Source organism: Acidocella aminolytica 101 = DSM 11237 (genome assembly GCF_900129125.1).
Classification (GTDB): Bacteria; Pseudomonadota; Alphaproteobacteria; order Acetobacterales; family Acetobacteraceae; genus Acidocella; species Acidocella aminolytica.
Genome location: NZ_FQVJ01000002.1, coordinates 57,172 through 73,572, shown reverse-complemented (window position 1 = coordinate 73,572; position 16,401 = coordinate 57,172). Strand labels below are relative to the sequence as shown.

Here is a 16,401-nt window from a genome sequence, read left to right as displayed (position 1 = left end):
GCGCCGTTTCCAATTTGGCTAAACTGAAAGATCAGGCTTCAGCCTGCGCCTCTTTCTTGCCCTTGTTGGTACCGACCTTATCGGTAATGTCCTCACCAGTCTCCTGATCGACAACGCGCATAGAAAGCTTCACCTTGCCGCGATCATCAAAACCAATGACCTTCACCTTCACCATGTCGCCCTGCTTCACCACGTCCGTGGTCTTAGCTACGCGGCCCTGTGCCAGCTCGGAGATGTGGACGAGACCGTCCTTAGCACCAAGGAAGTTGACGAAAGCGCCAAAATCAGCGGTCTTCACAACCTTACCGGTATAGATCACGCCCACTTCCGGCTCCGCCACGATGCCTTTGATCATGTCCAGCGCGGCCTGGATCTTCTTGTCATCGGAGGCGGCAATCTTCACCGTGCCATCATCACCGATATCCACCTTGGCGCCGGTCTTCTCGACAATATCGCGGATCACCTTGCCGCCAGTGCCGATCACGTCGCGGATCTTCTCCTTCGGTACGGAGGTGGTCACGATCTTCGGCGCGTTGGACGAAACGCCCTCGCGCGAACCGGTGATGGCCTTGGCCATCTCGCCCAGAATATGCAGACGCCCACCCTTCGCCTGCTCCAGAGCAATCTTCATGATCTCCGGCGTAATGGAGGTGATCTTGATGTCCATCTGTAGCGAGGTCACACCATTCTCTGTACCGGCCACCTTGAAATCCATGTCGCCGAGGTGATCCTCGTCGCCCAGAATATCGGAGAGCACGGCGAAGCCCTTATCTTCCTTGATCAGCCCCATGGCGATACCCGCCACCGGCTGCTTCAGCGGCACACCGGCATCCATCAGAGCCAGCGAGGTGCCGCAAACAGTCGCCATCGAGGAGGAACCGTTGGACTCGGTGATCTCAGAAACCACACGCAGCGTGTAGGGAAAGCTCTCCTTGGTTGGCAGCAGCGGATGAATCGCGCGCCATGCCAGCTTACCATGGCCGATTTCACGGCGGCCTGGGGAGCCCATGCGGCCGGTCTCACCAACGGAGAACGGAGGGAAGTTATAATGGAGCATAAAATGCTCTTTGAACTCACCCTCTATAGCATCCACCACCTGCTCGTCCTGAGCAGTGCCCAGCGTGGCAACAACCAACGCCTGCGTTTCACCACGGGTGAAGAGCGCAGAACCATGGGTACGTGGCAGCACGCCCACTTCAGCCAGGATGGGGCGCACGGTCTTGGTGTCGCGGCCATCAATGCGTAGGCCAGTGTCCAAAATGGAGTTGCGGACGATGTTTGCTTCGAGCTCTTTAAAGAGCCCTTTGGCAGCGTCAGCATTCAGCCCTTCCTCGATCAGCTTCTCAGAGGCAGCCTTTTTGGCTGCGGCCAGCTTCTCGTAACGGACCTGCTTCTGGGTTTCCTGATACGCTTCAGCCAAGGCTTCCCGGGCCAGCGCATCAACGCGCGCCTTCAGGGTCTTGGTTTCCTCGGTTTCCTCCGGCAGGTCCCAAGGCTCCTTAGCAGCGACTTCCGCGAGCTCGATGATCGCCTGGATCACCGGCTGGAAGTTTTCATGACCAAAAGTCACCGCTCCCAGCATTACCTCTTCAGAGAGCTCAGATGCCTCGGACTCAACCATCAGCACGCCTTCAGTCGTACCGGCGACAACGAGATCTAGCACACTGTCAGAGCACTCGCTCACGGTTGGGTTAAGGACATACTGGCCGTTAATATAGCCAACGCGCGCTGCAGCCACAGGGCCGAAGAACGGAATACCAGACAGGGTCAGCGCCGCAGACGCGGCAACCATCGCAACAACATCTGGGTCGTTATCCAAATCGTGGCTCAGCACGGTCACGATCACCTGAACCTCATTGCGGAACCCTTCCGGGAATAGCGGTCGGATCGGACGGTCAATCAGACGAGAAACCAGAGTCTCGCGCTCAGTCGGGCGGCCTTCACGCTTGAAGAAGCCACCGGGAATACGACCCGCGGCGTAGAACTTCTCCTGGTAATTCACGGTCAGTGGAAAGAAATCCTGCCCTGGCTTAGCGGTCTTGGCGCCAACCACAGTGGCCAGCACAACGGTGTCACCATAAGAGGCAACAACAGCGCCATCAGCTTGGCGTGCAACCTTACCCGTCTCCAGAATCAGGGTCTTGCCACCCCATTCCATCTCTTTGCGGAAAAATTTATCGAACATTCATGTACTCCGAAGCGGCAAAACGGAGCATGGCTAAAAGGATGAGGCGCGAACTGCCGGGTTTTCGGGCGGCGCCTCGGGCGGCATGGGTCTGGCTGGGGATTGGGACCCGCAACCACGGACCATGTGGCCGGAAACGCCGCAAAGGTTCAAAACCGGCGGCGGCGCGGAACATCCCGATGGCTTTTGCCACGGTCTGACGCTTTATCTATACCGCGCCACCATGGCGCGGTGCAGTGTCTTACTAGGTTTTCGCCTTTATGGCTAGAAGCTAAGCATCTTGCAGGCTTTAGCCTGGGCTCCGCGCCAACGGCGCCACAAACTGTGGTTCCGTGTCCCAGGGAAATAAAATCCAGGTATCCTGGCTGACCTCGGTAATAAAGGTATCCACAACCGGCTTCCCCTGCTCCTTCGCATAGATCGTCGCGAAATGCGCCTTCGGTAGAAGGGCACGCACATGCCGGGCGGTTGTGCCGGAATCCACAAGATCATCAATAATCAGCCAGCCTTCACCATCGCCCGCAGCGACGGCAGGCTTGGTAACCTGTGGCTCGCCACGCTTTTCGTCATCATAAGTGACGACGCAGATGCTCTCAACCAGCCGGTTTTCCAACTCCCGGGCAATAATGGCGGCCGGAATCAACCCACCGCGCGTAACCGCCACAATGCCTTTCCAAGGCCCCTGAGTATGCAGGCGCCAAGCCAACGCCTTGGCGTCTCTGTGCAACTGGTCCCAGGTAACGGTGAAGTAATGCTTTGCCATGGCGCATGCCATTACTGAAGCACGCCCCTTGCGTCTACTCTCGCAATCGCAGGAAAGCCATCGAAAGACAGCTAAAGCCACACAAATCAGACAGTAAACTGCTCTGAGATAATGCGTTCGGACAAAGCGCGATCAGGGTCAAACAACACGGTTCCCCCCACACTTCTATCCTCATTCACAGCCACGGATATCACGTCCCTAACTTCCGTGAAGTCAGCCACCGCCGCCACGGGCCGTTTATCCGGCTCCAGAACCTCAAACAGCACATCAACATTGGACGGTAACAGCGCCCCCCGCCAACGCCGCGGCCGAAAGGCCGATATTGGCGTCAAGGGCAGCAAATTAGCGGTAAGCGGCACAATCGGGCCGTGGGCTGAAAGATTATAGGCCGTTGACCCTGCAGGTGTCGAAATCAGTACGCCATCACAGATCAGCTCACTCAACCTTTCTCGATGATCCACCGAGATGCGAATTTTCGCAGCCTGACGTCCCTCACGTAACAGGGAAACCTCATTCAAGGCCATTGCCTCTTCCACCACCCCCGAGGCAGTGACGGCGTGCATCCTCAAAGGATGCAAAATCGAAGGCAAAGCCTTGCCAATCCTGACAGGCAAGTCGGCTTCATTATATTCATTCATCATAAAGCCGACTGATCCACAATTCATGCCGTAAACAGGCATGGAACTGCCCAGAACCTGATGCAAACATTCTAGCATCAAGCCGTCGCCGCCCAGAGCGACGATAACCGCCGCTTCTTTTACCGGGCAGTCACCATATCGTTGGACAAGCCGTTGCCGTGCGGCCGAGGCTCCAGCCGTTTGCGCTGCGATAAATGCGAGTTTCATACCAATTTACGATGTTCAAGCACCGGCATATTCGCACGCACTCTTTCGGTCACACCGTGATCTATAATGGCTGAGGCCCAGCCCGTCCCATCCGATGCCTTGGCCACAACATGCCCCCACGGATCAACAATCAAGGAATGACCGTAAGTATAACGCGGCTCCCCATCTGGCTCCCGATGCATACCGGTACAAGCGGCCGCCGCCACCCAGCATTGCGTCTCAATTCCCCGTGCACGAAGCAGCACCTCCCAATGATCCTTGCCCGTCTGCAAGGTGAAGGCCGCCGGAAGCAGAATCAATTCAGCCCCCTGCCGGCGTAGCTGTAAAAACAATTCCGGGAATCTGAGATCATAACAAATGGCAAGCCCAACCTTCAAGCCGTTAATCTCACACGTCACCACCTGCTCACCAGCCCCGTAAATGGCGCTTTCTCGGTATCCTTGTCCGTCTGGCGTCACAATGTCGAACAGATGAATTTTACGGTAACGCGCCAACTCCTCGCCTTTTGAGCTAAACACAAGGCTGGTGTTGAACAGCTTATCGCCCGCCAGTTCACCAATAGACCCGCCATGGATGTGAATGCCATTCCGCACCGCCACTTCGCGCAAGAATTCATAAGCCTCCCCCCCAGCCATCCCACGTCGAGGCAAAGTTTCGGCCGCGGCAAATTTCTGGGCACGCGTCCCACCCAGGCAGGTCCAGATTTCAGGTAAAACAATAAGATCAACCGCTTCCCTGGAGGTCACAGCCTCTATCAAGGCGCGCGCCTGGGCAATATTACGCGCCTTATCGGCGCCCGGCGACATTTGAATTACAGCAACGCGCATTTCGGCTCCTTCGCTAGCGGCCAGCTAACACCAACGTTACAGTGCTTTCAATTCCAGCCTTCAGAAGAAGGCGCTCAGCATCAATTCTAAGGCAAAGACGGAACAGAATAGATGCTCGCGCCGTCCATGAATTTGACTGGCCATTGAAGCGAGCGGAGACCATCCACCAGCCGTTGATCAGTGCCCGGCATAACGATCAGGTCGTCCACATGAGTGGTCTGGCAGTACACGGCCAACGCCTCAACCACACCAGGGTCGATAAACCCAAAAAACAGCCGCATTATTTTTGAATTGGTTTGTACACGCTTGGGCGGGAAGCCGAGATACCCGCCCGCCTGAGAGAAAGCAAAACCGCTCTCCATTTGCCAGAACATTGACGGACTAAATATGCCAAATGGTAGAATTAGCACATTCTTATCGTGACCAATGGCCTTTTGGATCTGCCCCGGCTGAAACAAAGGCTGAAACGGAATCACTTTTACCGCCGACTGCGCTGGCCAAAGGAACAATACCGCCAACGTCGCCACGACCCAACGCCAGTGCCGCGTTGTTTCGGCAAGCCAGAGCGAGACAATGATTGCCGCGACCAAACTAGCATAAGCCATCAAACGGGCAGGAAGCGCGTTGCCGATCAAAGGCAACCGCATCATGAGCCCCCAAGGCAGGGGGATTCCCATTTCTCGCCCACCCCAAATGAGCTCAGGTCCACAGCTTGCAAGCAATATCCCACCAAACAAGAGAGGCAAAAACCAGCCGCCTTGCCTAAGATAACGCCACAAAATAAATAGCAGAGGCAGTCCCAAATACGCCCCTTGCTCGCATACTAATCCAATATAACGGCTGCTGACGGGTAAAAAGAAATGCCCCCCAAGCCAGGTTGCCTCGGTTGGAATGAAGAAATTCAAGGGAGTGGTAACATAAAACGCAGGCCATAATTTGGGCAGGTGCATATCATGCGGCTGTCCGAACATTGCGAAAAGCATTGGCACCATCAAAACAAACGTAATGGGGGCCGCAAGGGTAATGTCTGCCGCAATAACAATTAAGCGGGGACGCATTGGCCTTACAGTAAACCACGCCAAACCCCAGGCAAAAGCAGCCATAACAATCAGCGTCGCAAAAACTTCCAAAGAAAACCCAGATTGAGCAACGAGGAGCAAACTTAAAGCCAGAACCGTAAACAAACATCCAGAATGATCGTTTATACGCCTCAACCCCACCCAAACCAAAAGGGGCAGCAATGCGGTCCATTCCAAATTCAGCTGCTGGTTGAGATGAGCCGCCGCAAAGCTGGAAAAGCCAAAGAGCCAGCCGCCAATTATTGCGGCCATTGGCCTACGGGAAATATATAGACATAGCCCATACGCCCCCATACCGGCACAAACAGGCGCCATAAGCATTAGCACATCATATGCTAAAACCGGCCCGGCCGTGACCGTTAAAGGCAAAGCTACCAGTGCTAACGTCGGTATGGATGTGGTCCAGCCTAAATTCAGCCCTCCAGGCGTCCATACCAGATGTGTAAAGAAGGGATTGAGATGGTGCTGAAGCGCGTAAGGCCACCAAGCCAAAAACCAAGTATATGCGATAGGATCAGATCCTTCGCCCAGCAAACGGGTACGCAAATTCGTGCCATGCCAGGATACCGCCAAAGCCGTACCCAGATAAAACAGAAAAGCCAGAACATGCCATGGCCAGGCTTCCACTTTCCAGACAGCTTTCCCGGCAGGCCTAATGTCCATCATCGCCTTATCAGCCGCGTGGCAAGTCCAACCCGGCTGCCCTAATTCTGGCAGCTTCCTCATCCCAGCCTGGCCGTTCAACAACGCGCAGGAAGAGATCCACCTTTGTATCCAAAAGCTTTTCCAACTCCCGCCGCGCCCTACTACCGATTTCCTTGATTCTTGCCCCTTTGGCACCAATCAGAATCGCCTTATGCCCTTCACGCGCAACATAGATCACCGCGTCAATCCGAATGGCACCGTTTTTCTGCTCTTTGAAACTCTCCGTTTCAACAGTGGTGCCATAAGGCACCTCATCACGCGTTTGCAAAAAAATCTGTTCGCGCACAATCTCCGCGGCCAGTTGCCGGTCAGGCAGATCAGTCATCTCATCTTCTGGATAGAGGAACGGGCTTTCCGGCAAACGGGTCGCGCAGAAATCCAATAATTCCTCAATCCCGTCGCCCGTCTGCGCGGAGATCATGAAAACCCGCTCGAAAGGCGCCAACTTTGCCGCTGCCTCGGCAAGAGGCAAAAGTTGCTGACGCTCCACAAGGTCGACTTTGTTCAGAATCAAGGAAAGCTTGGCGCCTGTCTCCACCAACTGTGCCGCAATCTCACGCACCGCATCGGTGAGTCCCAGCTTGGCATCAACCAGCAAAAACCGCAGATCCGCTTCCCCAGCCCCATTCCATGCGGCTTCAACCATGGCCCGATCCAGGCGTCGCTTAGGGGCAAATATCCCTGGTGTATCAACAAAAATGATCTGCGCCTCATCACGCACCAGAATACCGAGTACACGCGCCCGGGTCGTCTGTGCCTTGGGGCTGACAATGGAAATCTTGGCGCCGGTCAACCGGTTCAACAGCGTCGATTTTCCAGCATTGGGAGCGCCAACAAGCGCTACAAAGCCGCATTTGGTCATTCGGGCAAGGTTCCCAGTAAATTCCGCGCCGCTTCTTGTTCCGCGGCCCGCTTGGCGCCCGCGGTCGCGATGGCGCTGGATTTGCCCACACTCACCCGCACAATAAATTGTGGAGCGTGAGAAGGGCCAGATCGATCCAATATTTCATAGAGAGGCAACGGCAAGGCGCGCTTGAGCGCCCATTCCTGCAAAGCTGTTTTGGGGTCTTTTGGTGGTGCCGCCTGCGCATCAACCACATCAGCCAAAACGCGATGCACAAACGCTCTGGCGGCTTCCAGGCCGCCATCAAGATACAAGGCGCCAATCATCGCCTCAACCGCATCGGCCAAAACGTTTGGTTGAGAACTTACCCCTCGTTTAGCCTCGCCCGGCGCAACACTCAGCATCGCGCCTACATTATGAGCTTCAGCAACCGCCGAGAGAGCCGGCTTTGAAACCAGCGCGGCTAAGCGCGGCCCCAACTTCCCCTCTTGCTCATTCGGGAAACGCTCGATCAGCCACTCCGCGACAATTAGACCCAACACCCGGTCGCCGATAAACTCCAGCCGTTCGTTAGACCCAACTCCCTTGGCACCGGCAGCTGAGCGGTGCGTGAGCGCCTCGGCCAGCAACGCAGCGCTTTTGAAATCGTGCCCCAGGAAAGCGGACGCCTCTTCAATCCTGCTCAATGGATGATCTTGAACATCCGCCCCCAGCGGATTTCGAACGGCCACTCCCAAACCTCCCAGAACGGATGCGTCAAATTAATGGAGAAAAAGATTATATCGGCTGGCCCAACGACATTCTCAATCGGCACATAGCCAACCGGACCATCCAGAAAACGTGAGTCCTCAGAGTTATCCCGGTTATCGCCCATCACGAACAAATCACCCGGCGGCACGGTGTAGATAGGGGTATTGTTCGGATCCAACCCGCCTACATCCTCAGGTCCGTTCGTGACCTTGATAATCGAATGTACCACGCCCCCAGGCAGGCTTTCCTTGTAGGCGTGCGTTACCACCGGCGCTCCCGAGCTGGTATCGACATAATCACCTTCAGCGACTCGGGGTACTTCCTTGCTGTTGATATACAGCTGGCCGCCGATCATCTGCACCGTATCCCCCGGCAGGCCAATCACACGCTTGATATAATCCTCGCTCGGATCTCCCGGCGGACGAAACACAATAACCGTACCGCGCTTGGGCGTGCTGCCAAAAATACGGCCCGAGAACCAGTCCGGCGAAAAAGGCAACGAATAATGGGAATATCCATAGGCAAACTTATTAACAATAATATAGTCGCCCACGAGAAGCGTCGGCACCATTGAACCCGACGGGATATAAAACGGCTCAAACAAGAAGGTATGAATACCCACCGCAATCAAGCCAGCATAAACGATTGTCTTAAAGAACTCGATAAGCCCGCCTGCATTTTGATCGCGCCGTGCCATTTAACCTCTATTCCCTGCAGATTGGCTGCATCAAACCCGCATAAGGCCCGTTGTCAAGAAAGCCGCCAATTGTAACCGTAAAACCACCTGCCCGTTACAAGCCGTTAATCGATACCAGCTTGCGGTCTGGCCGCAATCGGGTGCAGAGAGACCGCATTATTCAGCCTGGAGTATAGAGTCGCCCATGATGAAAATGTCTGGCTTGTCACGGATCGCTCTCGTTGCCTCCCTGGCACTAGCCTCTCCTGCCTTGGCCGCAACGCAACACCATACCGCCGCCGCGGCTTCAGGAGCAAATACCGGGAAAATCGGGGCCACCCCAGTGCCAACAGCCCCAACCCCTGTTCCGACAAGCCCGGCGGGCGACAAATCAACCCCTACGCCGCCCACTCTGCCGGATATGACCGCCTATGTGCTGATGGACGCAAAAACCGGTGCCATCCTGGCTGAGGCCGCCCCGCATCTGCAGCTTCCCCCCGCCAGCCTGACCAAGCTGATGACCGCACATCTCGTCTATCAGGCCATCCACCATGGCTCTCTTAAGATGGATCAGGTTGTGCCTGTCTCGGTCAAAGCCTGGCACCAGCCTGGTTCGACTATGTTCATCCAGCCGAACTCAGTGGTCACCGTAAACCAGCTTCTGCACGGGCTGATTATCGATTCCGGTAACGATGCCGCCGTGGCTCTGGCTCAGCAAGTCGCTGGCAGCACGGATGTTTTTGTTCAAATGATGAATAGCGAGGCCAACAAACTCGGGCTTTCGGACACCCACTACGCCAACCCTACCGGCCTTCCTAACCCGGATCTTCATACCTCGGCGATGGATGTAGCCAAGCTGACGCGCACCATCCTGCACGATGAGCCAGAAATTCTGGATATCTCGAAGCTGAAAACCTATACTTATGACAAAATCACCCAGCGCAGTTGGAACCCTGTTCTGTTCAAGGACCCCACTGTTGACGGGCTTAAAACCGGCCTGACTGACGAAAGCGGCCATTGCATCGACGCAACCGCCTTGCGTGGCAATATGCGTCTGATTGCCGTTGTCACCGGCGGACCAACCTGGCCGGCAAGTACCGCCGCGATTGAAAGCCTACTGGATTATGGACAGCGCTTCTTTACTGACGCGCAAATCACCACCGCTGGCCAGCAGATCGACACCTTGAAAAGCGACGCTCTGAATAGCGGCGAAGTGCCCGTTGGGGTCAGCAAGGATGTGACCGTTACCCTGCCCGTCGACGCTGAGAAAGCAATCACGCACAACATAACCTACACGGCCGACCTCACTCCCGGCGTGACCAAGGGCGAGGTTCTGGGTACCGTAACCTACAGCGCAAAAGGCAAGACGCTGGCGACAGTGCCTGTCATCGCTCTGGCTGACTCGCCCCGCGCGACCTTCTTTACCAAACTCAAGAACAAATTGCGGAAAATGCTATGACCGACACGCCGCCCGATCGCCTCTCCATTGACCCCGCCAGCAAGTTCTTTGATGAACCTCTGCTGGAACGCGGCATTGGCATCCGTTTCAATGGCACGGAAAAGAACAATGTCGAGGAATATTGCGTTTCCGAAGGCTGGGTTCGGGTTGCAGCTGGCAAAGCCGTTGACCGTAAAGGCAAGCCGCTGACGGTCAAGCTGAAAGGAACTGTGGAAGCCTATTTCCGGGATCAGCCGGAATAAAAACTCTCGATCCTAAGACCAACGGAATAGGCCCGGATGCATCAATCCGGGCCTATTCCGTTTTGGCTGCATGCCTCTGCCACCAAAGGTGCCAACGTTCTATATTCTCCGCTTCTCGGGCTTCCAGCCCTCCAGGCCAAGCCTAAGCTGCGCCAGCCTTCCGCGCCTTCCAGGCGGCGTATCTCAACATCAGTACCGGCTGCCAAACCGGCATCAACAGCCAATCTCGGGACAAGCGTTACCCCCAGCCCGCCAGCGACCATCTGAATAAGGGTATGCAAAGACGTGGCCGCGAAACGCTGTTCTCTTTCCCGCGCTAAGGACGTGCCGCAAACGGACAAAACCTGATCGCGAAGACAATGACCGTCCTCCAAAAGCAAAAACTGTTCGGACGCCAAATCCGCTAAAGGAATAGCCTCCCGACTGGCCAACACATGCCCTGGCGGCAACGCGACAAGAAAATCATCTCTTGCCACATTCAGCACTTCCGCTTCACCGCAAGCGCAAGGATGCGCAAGAATTAAAATATCCAACTGCCCGGCATCAAGCTGATCCAAAAGCCGCTCTGTCTGGTCTTCTCTCAAGAACAACCGCAAGGCCTTATAGCGTTCACGCAACGCAGGCATCAGGCGCGGCAGCAAAAACGGCCCGATCGTCGGAATAATCCCCAGTCTTAACGGCCCGGACATTGGGGCCCGCGCCGCATCGGCTGTTTCTGCCACATCCGACAAAGCCGACAAAGCCGACCGCGCCTTCGCAACCAGTTCCAACCCCAGAGGCGTGAAAACCGGATGCTTTGCTGCGGCACGATCTAGAATCTGTGCATCCAGAGCTCTTTCAAGCGCCAGAATACCAGCGGAAAGCGTCGATTGCGAAACAGCGCAGGCCGACGCAGCCCGGCCAAAATGCCCCGTCTCAGCCAGCATAACCAAATAGCGAAGCTGTTGAGGCGTTGGCAAATAGGCCATGGCGTTCCCTTACGCGGCCTGCGCGTCTGCAGGCTGCAGGCGAATAAGATAGTCAAACGAGGAGAGCGCCGCCTTGGCCCCCTCACCCGCCGCGATGATGATCTGCTTATACGGCACCGTGGTCGCGTCACCGGCCGCAAACACACCCGGCAAGGATGTTTCACCGCGCACGTCAATTTCAATTTCACCACGCTGGGTCAGAGCCACGGCGCCCTTCAGCCATTCCGTGTTCGGCACCAGACCGATCTGGACGAACACGCCATCCATCGGCACTTTATGGATCTCATCGTTTTTGCGGTCCTCATAAGAGAGCCCCGTGACCTTCTCACCATCGCCATGCACTTCCGTGGTTTTCGCGGACACGATAACGCTAGCATTCGGCAAGCTCCTGAGCTTGGCCTGCAGCACCGCATCAGCACGCAACTGGCTATCAAACTCAATCAGCGTGACATGAGACACCACGCCCGCAAGGTCGATCGCCGCCTCAACGCCAGAGTTACCGCCACCAATCACCGCCACGCGCTTGCCCTTAAACAGCGGGCCGTCGCAATGCGGGCAATAAGCCACCCCCTTATTCCGATACTCCTCCTCACCCGGCACATTCATGGTGCGCCAACGGGCGCCGGGCGAAAGCACCAGCGATTTAGACTTCAAAGATCCGCCATCGGCCAGCTTCACCTCATACAAACCGCCTTTATAAGCCGGGGGCACAATGGCGGACGCTTTCTGCCCCTTCATGATATCCACATCATATTCCCGGGTATGCTGTTCCAGCGCCGCGCCCAGCTTGGGGCCCTCGGTATGGGCGACGGAAATAAAATTCTCGATGGCCATTGTGTCCAGCACCTGCCCGCCAAAGCGTTCAGCCACCATACCAGTACGAATCCCCTTGCGCGCAGCATAAATCGCCGCCGCCGCACCCGCGGGGCCAGCGCCAACCACCAGCACGTCAAAAGCTTCCTTGGCTGACAGTTTCTCAGCCTCACGGGCAACCGCGCCGGTGTCGATCTTAGACAGGATTTGCTCAATCTCCATCCGCCCCTGACCGAATGGCTCGCCATTCAGCAGCACCGTTGGCACCGCCATCACTTTCTCCTTCTTCACCTCATCCTGGAAAGCCGAGCCATCAACGGCGACATGGGTGATGCCAGGGTTCAAAACCGCCAGCAGATTCAACGCCTGTACAACATCCGGGCAGTTCTGGCATGACTGTGAGAAATAGGTGACGAAATGGAACTCGCCATTCAGTTCTTTTATCTGAGCGATAATCTCCGGGGCGACTTTCGGCGGGTAGCCGCCAGTCTGCAACAGCGCCAGCACCAAGGAAGTAAATTCATGCCCCATTGGCAGCCCGGCGAAACGCACGCCACGGGTAGCCCCCACCTTGCGGATCTCGAAGGAGGGCACGCGTTTATCCGCGCCATCCAACTTCAGGGTAATCTTATCACTTTGGGCCGCGATATCTTCCAAAAGCCCCTGCATTTCCTTCGACAACGAACCGGCATCCAAAGAAGCCACCAGTTCAATCGGCTCCGCCATGCGGGCAAGATAGGTATTCAACTGGCCTTTCAGGCTGTCGTCCAACATAAGAGCTCCATTTTTTTCAAAATAAAGCGCTGCCTGCCAGGAATCATGCACGAGGCCAGGTAGGCGCTTGATAAAATAAGGGGATACTTCCGCCAGAGGACTGGCGGAAGCGAAAAAAGTCTTAGATCTTGCCTACGAGGTCCAGAGACGGCGCAAGCGTCTTCTCACCTTCCTGCCACTTGGCGGGGCAGACTTCGCCCGGGTGCGCGGCCACATACTGGGCAGCCTTCACCTTGCGCAGCAGTTCCTTGGCATCACGGCCAATGCCGCCAGCGGTGATCTCAACGATCTGGATCTTGCCTTCCGGGTCGATCACGAAGGTGCCACGATCAGCCAGACCGGCTTCCTCGATCAGCACTTCAAAATTGCGCGAAATCGCCTGGTTCGGGTCGCCCACCATCACATAATCGATCTTGTTGATCGCATCGGAGGTGTCGTGCCAAGCCTTGTGACAGAAATGCGTGTCAGTGGAAACAGAGAAAATCTCAACCCCGAGATTTTTGAACTCAACATAATTGTCGGCCAGATCTTCCAGCTCCGTCGGGCAGACAAAGGTGAAATCAGCCGGGTAGAAAAACACCACAGACCACTTCCCCTTGAGGTCAGCCTCGGTCACGGTGACGAACTTGCCGCCATGATAGGCTTGCGCGGTGAAGGGCTTCACTTCGGTGTTGATGAGAGACATTAACGAACTCCTCTTAAGTATGTTGCGCCGCAACGAGCTTAGTTAGCCACATTATGGCGATCAAGGAAATTGATTTTATTTAAATTGCTGATCGATAAATTCGATCACGCACTGCACAAAAAAGGCCCGGCGAACCGGGCCTTTTTCATACCATTGATCTAGCTTAGCCCTGACGTTCCAGCATCAACTGCTTCACCTTACCAATCGCCTTGGCGGGGTTCAGGCCCTTGGGACAGGTCTGGGTGCAGTTCATGATCGTATGGCAGCGATAGAGCTTGAAGGGGTCCTCCAACGCATCCAGACGCTTGCCAGTGGCTTCGTCGCGGGAATCTGCAATCCAGCGATAAGCCTGCAACAGCACGGCTGGGCCAAGATAGCGGTCGCCATTCCACCAATAGCTTGGGCAAGATGTGGAACAGCAGAAGCACAGAATGCACTCCCACAGACCATCCAACTCCGCACGCTCTTCCTTGGACTGCAGGCGCTCACCGTCAGGCGGCGCTACGGTTTCGGACTGCATCCACGGCTCGATGGAGCGCAGTTGGGCATAAGGCTGGGAGAGATCAGGTACCAGATCCTTCACCACCGGCATGTGCGGCAGCGGGTTGATCTTCACATCGCCCTTCACCTCCGCGATGGGCTTGAGGCACGCCAGCGTATTGGTGCCATCAATATTCATCGCACAGGAACCGCAAATGCCCTCACGGCAGGAGCGGCGGAAGGTCAGCGAGCTGTCGATCTCATTCTTGATCTTGATGATCGCATCGAGAACCATCGGCCCGCATTTATCGAGATCGATCTCATACGTATCCATCACCGGATTCTTCCCATCATCCGGGTTCCAGCGATAAACCTTGAACGACTTCACACGCTTGGCGCCAGCCTCGGCCTTATAGGTCTTGCCCTCGCCAATCTTGGAATTCGCAGGAAGTGAAAATTCAGCCATTGTTCAGCCTCCTTCCTTAGTAAACGCGCTTCTTGGGCGGGAACACAGAGACCTCGTTGGTGAGGGTCTGCATCTTCACCGGACGATAGCTCAGATTCACCTCGCCATTTTCGGCCACAGTAGCAACCGTGTGCTTCATCCATTCATGGTCGTCACGGTCAGGATAGTCGTCATGCGCCTGGGCACCGCGGCTTTCCTTACGGGCTTCCGCGCCAACCATGGTGGCAACGGCATTCCCCATGAGATTCTGTAGTTCCAACGCTTCCATGAGATCGGAATTCCAGATCAGGGACTGGTCGGTCACGTTAATGTCCTTCAACCCACCCCAGATCTTCTCCATCTTCTGCACACCTTCGGTGAGAGATTTGGAGTTACGGAACACAGCCGCATGGCTCTGCATGGTGCGCTGCAACTGGTCGCGCAATTCGGCCACTTTGGTGCCGCCCTTGGCGTGACGGGTCGCGTCAAACCGCCCAAGCGATGCTTCACCGGCCCCTGCGGGCAACGGCGCCTGCGTCGCGCCCGGTTTTACCACCTCAGCCGCGCGATGCGCGGCCGCACGACCAAACACCACGAGGTCGAGCAGCGAGTTGGTACCAAGACGGTTGGCGCCATGCACTGAAACGCAGGCCGCCTCACCGACAGCCATCAGGCCGGGCACCACCGCATCCGGGTTCTCAGCCGTTGGGCGCAGCACCTCAGCCTTATAGTTGGTCGGAATACCGCCCATGTTATAATGCACGGTCGGCAGAACAGGGATCGGCTCCTTGGTCACATCCACCCCCGCGAACACGCGCGCGGTCTCGGAAATGCCCGGCAGACGCTCATGCAGAATATCCGCACCCAGATGCTCCAGATGCAGCAGGATGTGATCCTTATTCGCCCCAACGCCACGGCCTTCATTGATCTCGATAGTCATCGAGCGGGAGACCACGTCACGGGAGGCCAGATCCTTCGCCGTCGGCGCATAACGCTCCATGAAGCGCTCGCCCTCGGAGTTGGTCAGATAACCACCCTCACCGCGCGCCCCCTCGGTAATGAGGCAACCAGCGGGGAAAATACCGGTCGGGTGGAACTGCACAAACTCCATATCCTGAACAGGCAGGCCGGCACGGATCACCATGCCGCCACCATCACCTGTGCAGGTATGGGCGGAGGTGCAGGAGAGATAGGCGCGGCCATAACCGCCGGTGGCCAACACCACCATCTGCCCGCGGAAGCGATGGATCGTGCCATCTTCCAGGCACCAGGCCATCACGCCACGGCAGACACCTTCCTCGTCCATGATCAGGTCGAGGGCAAAGTATTCCACGAAGAACTCAGCGTCGTGCTTCAGGCACTGCTGGTACAGCGTGTGCAGAATAGCATGGCCAGTACGGTCTGCGGCAGCGCAGGCGCGCTGGGCCGGTTCCTTACCGTATTCTTTCATGTGGCCGCCGAAGGGGCGCTGATAGATCTTGCCGTCTTCCGTACGGGAGAAAGGCACACCGAAATGTTCCAGCTCATAAATCGCTGGAACCGCCTCGCGGCACATATATTCGATGGCGTCCTGGTCACCCAGCCAGTCAGACCCCTTCACGGTGTCGTACATATGCCAGCGCCAGTTATCCTCGCCCATATTACCGAGCGAAGCGCCGATGCCGCCCTGCGCCGCCACTGTGTGGGAGCGTGTAGGGAACACCTTGGTGATGCAGGCCGTCTTCAGCCCGGATGCCACCATACCTAGCGTAGCGCGCAGGCCGGAGCCACCCGCACCAACCACAACCACATCGTAGGTATGGTCGATAATATTATAGGCCCCGTTAGAGGGCTTGGAGATCGCGTTCATTGGACCCCTCGT

The 16,401-nt window shown here is 56.3% G+C and carries 15 protein-coding genes; 2 read left to right on the top strand and 13 right to left on the bottom strand.

The window, feature by feature from the left end; all coding sequences use genetic code 11:
• Positions 1-31: 31 nt before the first annotated feature.
• The 8 genes from pnp to lepB all read right to left on the bottom strand — a co-directional run bounded on the left by pnp (position 32) and on the right by lepB (position 8,695).
• Complete coding sequence (gene pnp / locus BUB54_RS01445; protein WP_048877751.1) at positions 32-2,185, bottom strand: polyribonucleotide nucleotidyltransferase; 2,154 nt, start codon at positions 2,183-2,185, stop codon at positions 32-34.
• A 289-nt stretch (positions 2,186-2,474) separates the two neighbouring features.
• The gene (gpt, locus tag BUB54_RS01435; protein WP_048877749.1) at positions 2,475-2,948 is read right to left on the bottom strand and encodes a xanthine phosphoribosyltransferase; all 474 of its coding nucleotides are present in this window, start codon (positions 2,946-2,948) and stop codon (positions 2,475-2,477) included.
• Between the two features lie 86 nt (positions 2,949-3,034).
• On the bottom strand, positions 3,035-3,793 hold the full coding sequence (locus BUB54_RS01430) for an NAD kinase (protein WP_048877748.1): 759 nt from the start codon (positions 3,791-3,793) through the stop codon (positions 3,035-3,037).
• The gene (locus BUB54_RS01425) at positions 3,790-4,620 is read right to left on the bottom strand and encodes a carbon-nitrogen hydrolase family protein (protein WP_048877747.1); all 831 of its coding nucleotides are present in this window, start codon (positions 4,618-4,620) and stop codon (positions 3,790-3,792) included. Before BUB54_RS01425 ends, BUB54_RS01430 begins: the two co-directional genes overlap by 4 nt.
• Before the next feature lie 86 nt (positions 4,621-4,706).
• Positions 4,707-6,443, bottom strand: coding sequence for a hypothetical protein (locus BUB54_RS01420; protein ID WP_175556447.1), 1,737 nt, complete (start codon positions 6,441-6,443; stop codon positions 4,707-4,709).
• Positions 6,373-7,266: a GTPase Era gene (gene era / locus BUB54_RS01415; protein WP_048877745.1), complete on the bottom strand. Its 894-nt coding sequence runs from the start codon at positions 7,264-7,266 to the stop codon at positions 6,373-6,375. Before era ends, BUB54_RS01420 begins: the two co-directional genes overlap by 71 nt.
• Entirely contained in the window at positions 7,263-7,934 is a 672-nt protein-coding gene (gene rnc / locus BUB54_RS01410; protein ID WP_048877744.1) for a ribonuclease III, read from the bottom strand. The genes era and rnc overlap by 4 nt, the downstream gene beginning before the upstream one ends.
• Positions 7,931-8,695 carry a signal peptidase I gene (lepB, locus tag BUB54_RS01405; RefSeq protein WP_048877743.1) on the bottom strand — a complete coding sequence of 255 codons (765 nt, stop codon included), beginning with the start codon at positions 8,693-8,695 and terminating at the stop codon, positions 7,931-7,933. The genes rnc and lepB overlap by 4 nt, the downstream gene beginning before the upstream one ends.
• Before the next feature lie 184 nt (positions 8,696-8,879).
• On the opposite strand from lepB, the gene BUB54_RS01400 reads away from it, so the two are divergent.
• Positions 8,880-10,133: a D-alanyl-D-alanine carboxypeptidase family protein gene (locus BUB54_RS01400; protein ID WP_241869312.1), complete on the top strand. Its 1,254-nt coding sequence runs from the start codon at positions 8,880-8,882 to the stop codon at positions 10,131-10,133.
• A complete protein-coding gene (locus BUB54_RS01395; protein ID WP_048877742.1) occupies positions 10,130-10,375 on the top strand; it encodes a DUF3297 family protein in 246 nt (81 codons plus the stop codon). The genes BUB54_RS01400 and BUB54_RS01395 overlap by 4 nt, the downstream gene beginning before the upstream one ends.
• A 41-nt stretch (positions 10,376-10,416) precedes the next feature.
• Here the strand turns inward: BUB54_RS01395 and BUB54_RS01390 are convergent, their stop codons facing one another.
• The 5 genes from BUB54_RS01390 to sdhA form a co-directional block, all read right to left on the bottom strand.
• Positions 10,417-11,343 (bottom strand): hydrogen peroxide-inducible genes activator, encoded by a 927-nt coding sequence (locus tag BUB54_RS01390; RefSeq protein WP_048877741.1) that lies wholly within the window; start codon positions 11,341-11,343, stop codon positions 10,417-10,419.
• Positions 11,344-11,352: 9 nt separating this feature from the next.
• Positions 11,353-12,930 (bottom strand): alkyl hydroperoxide reductase subunit F, encoded by a 1,578-nt coding sequence (gene ahpF / locus BUB54_RS01385; RefSeq protein ID WP_048877854.1) that lies wholly within the window; start codon positions 12,928-12,930, stop codon positions 11,353-11,355.
• A 121-nt stretch (positions 12,931-13,051) separates the two neighbouring features.
• Positions 13,052-13,615, bottom strand: a complete 564-nt coding sequence (gene ahpC, locus BUB54_RS01380) for an alkyl hydroperoxide reductase subunit C (RefSeq protein WP_048877740.1) — start codon at positions 13,613-13,615, stop codon at positions 13,052-13,054.
• Between the two features lie 163 nt (positions 13,616-13,778).
• Positions 13,779-14,561, bottom strand: coding sequence for a succinate dehydrogenase iron-sulfur subunit (locus BUB54_RS01375; RefSeq protein WP_048877739.1), 783 nt, complete (start codon positions 14,559-14,561; stop codon positions 13,779-13,781).
• A gap of 16 nt (positions 14,562-14,577) precedes the next feature.
• Entirely contained in the window at positions 14,578-16,389 is a 1,812-nt protein-coding gene (gene sdhA, locus BUB54_RS01370; protein ID WP_048877738.1) for a succinate dehydrogenase flavoprotein subunit, read from the bottom strand.
• Positions 16,390-16,401: the final 12 nt, after the last annotated feature.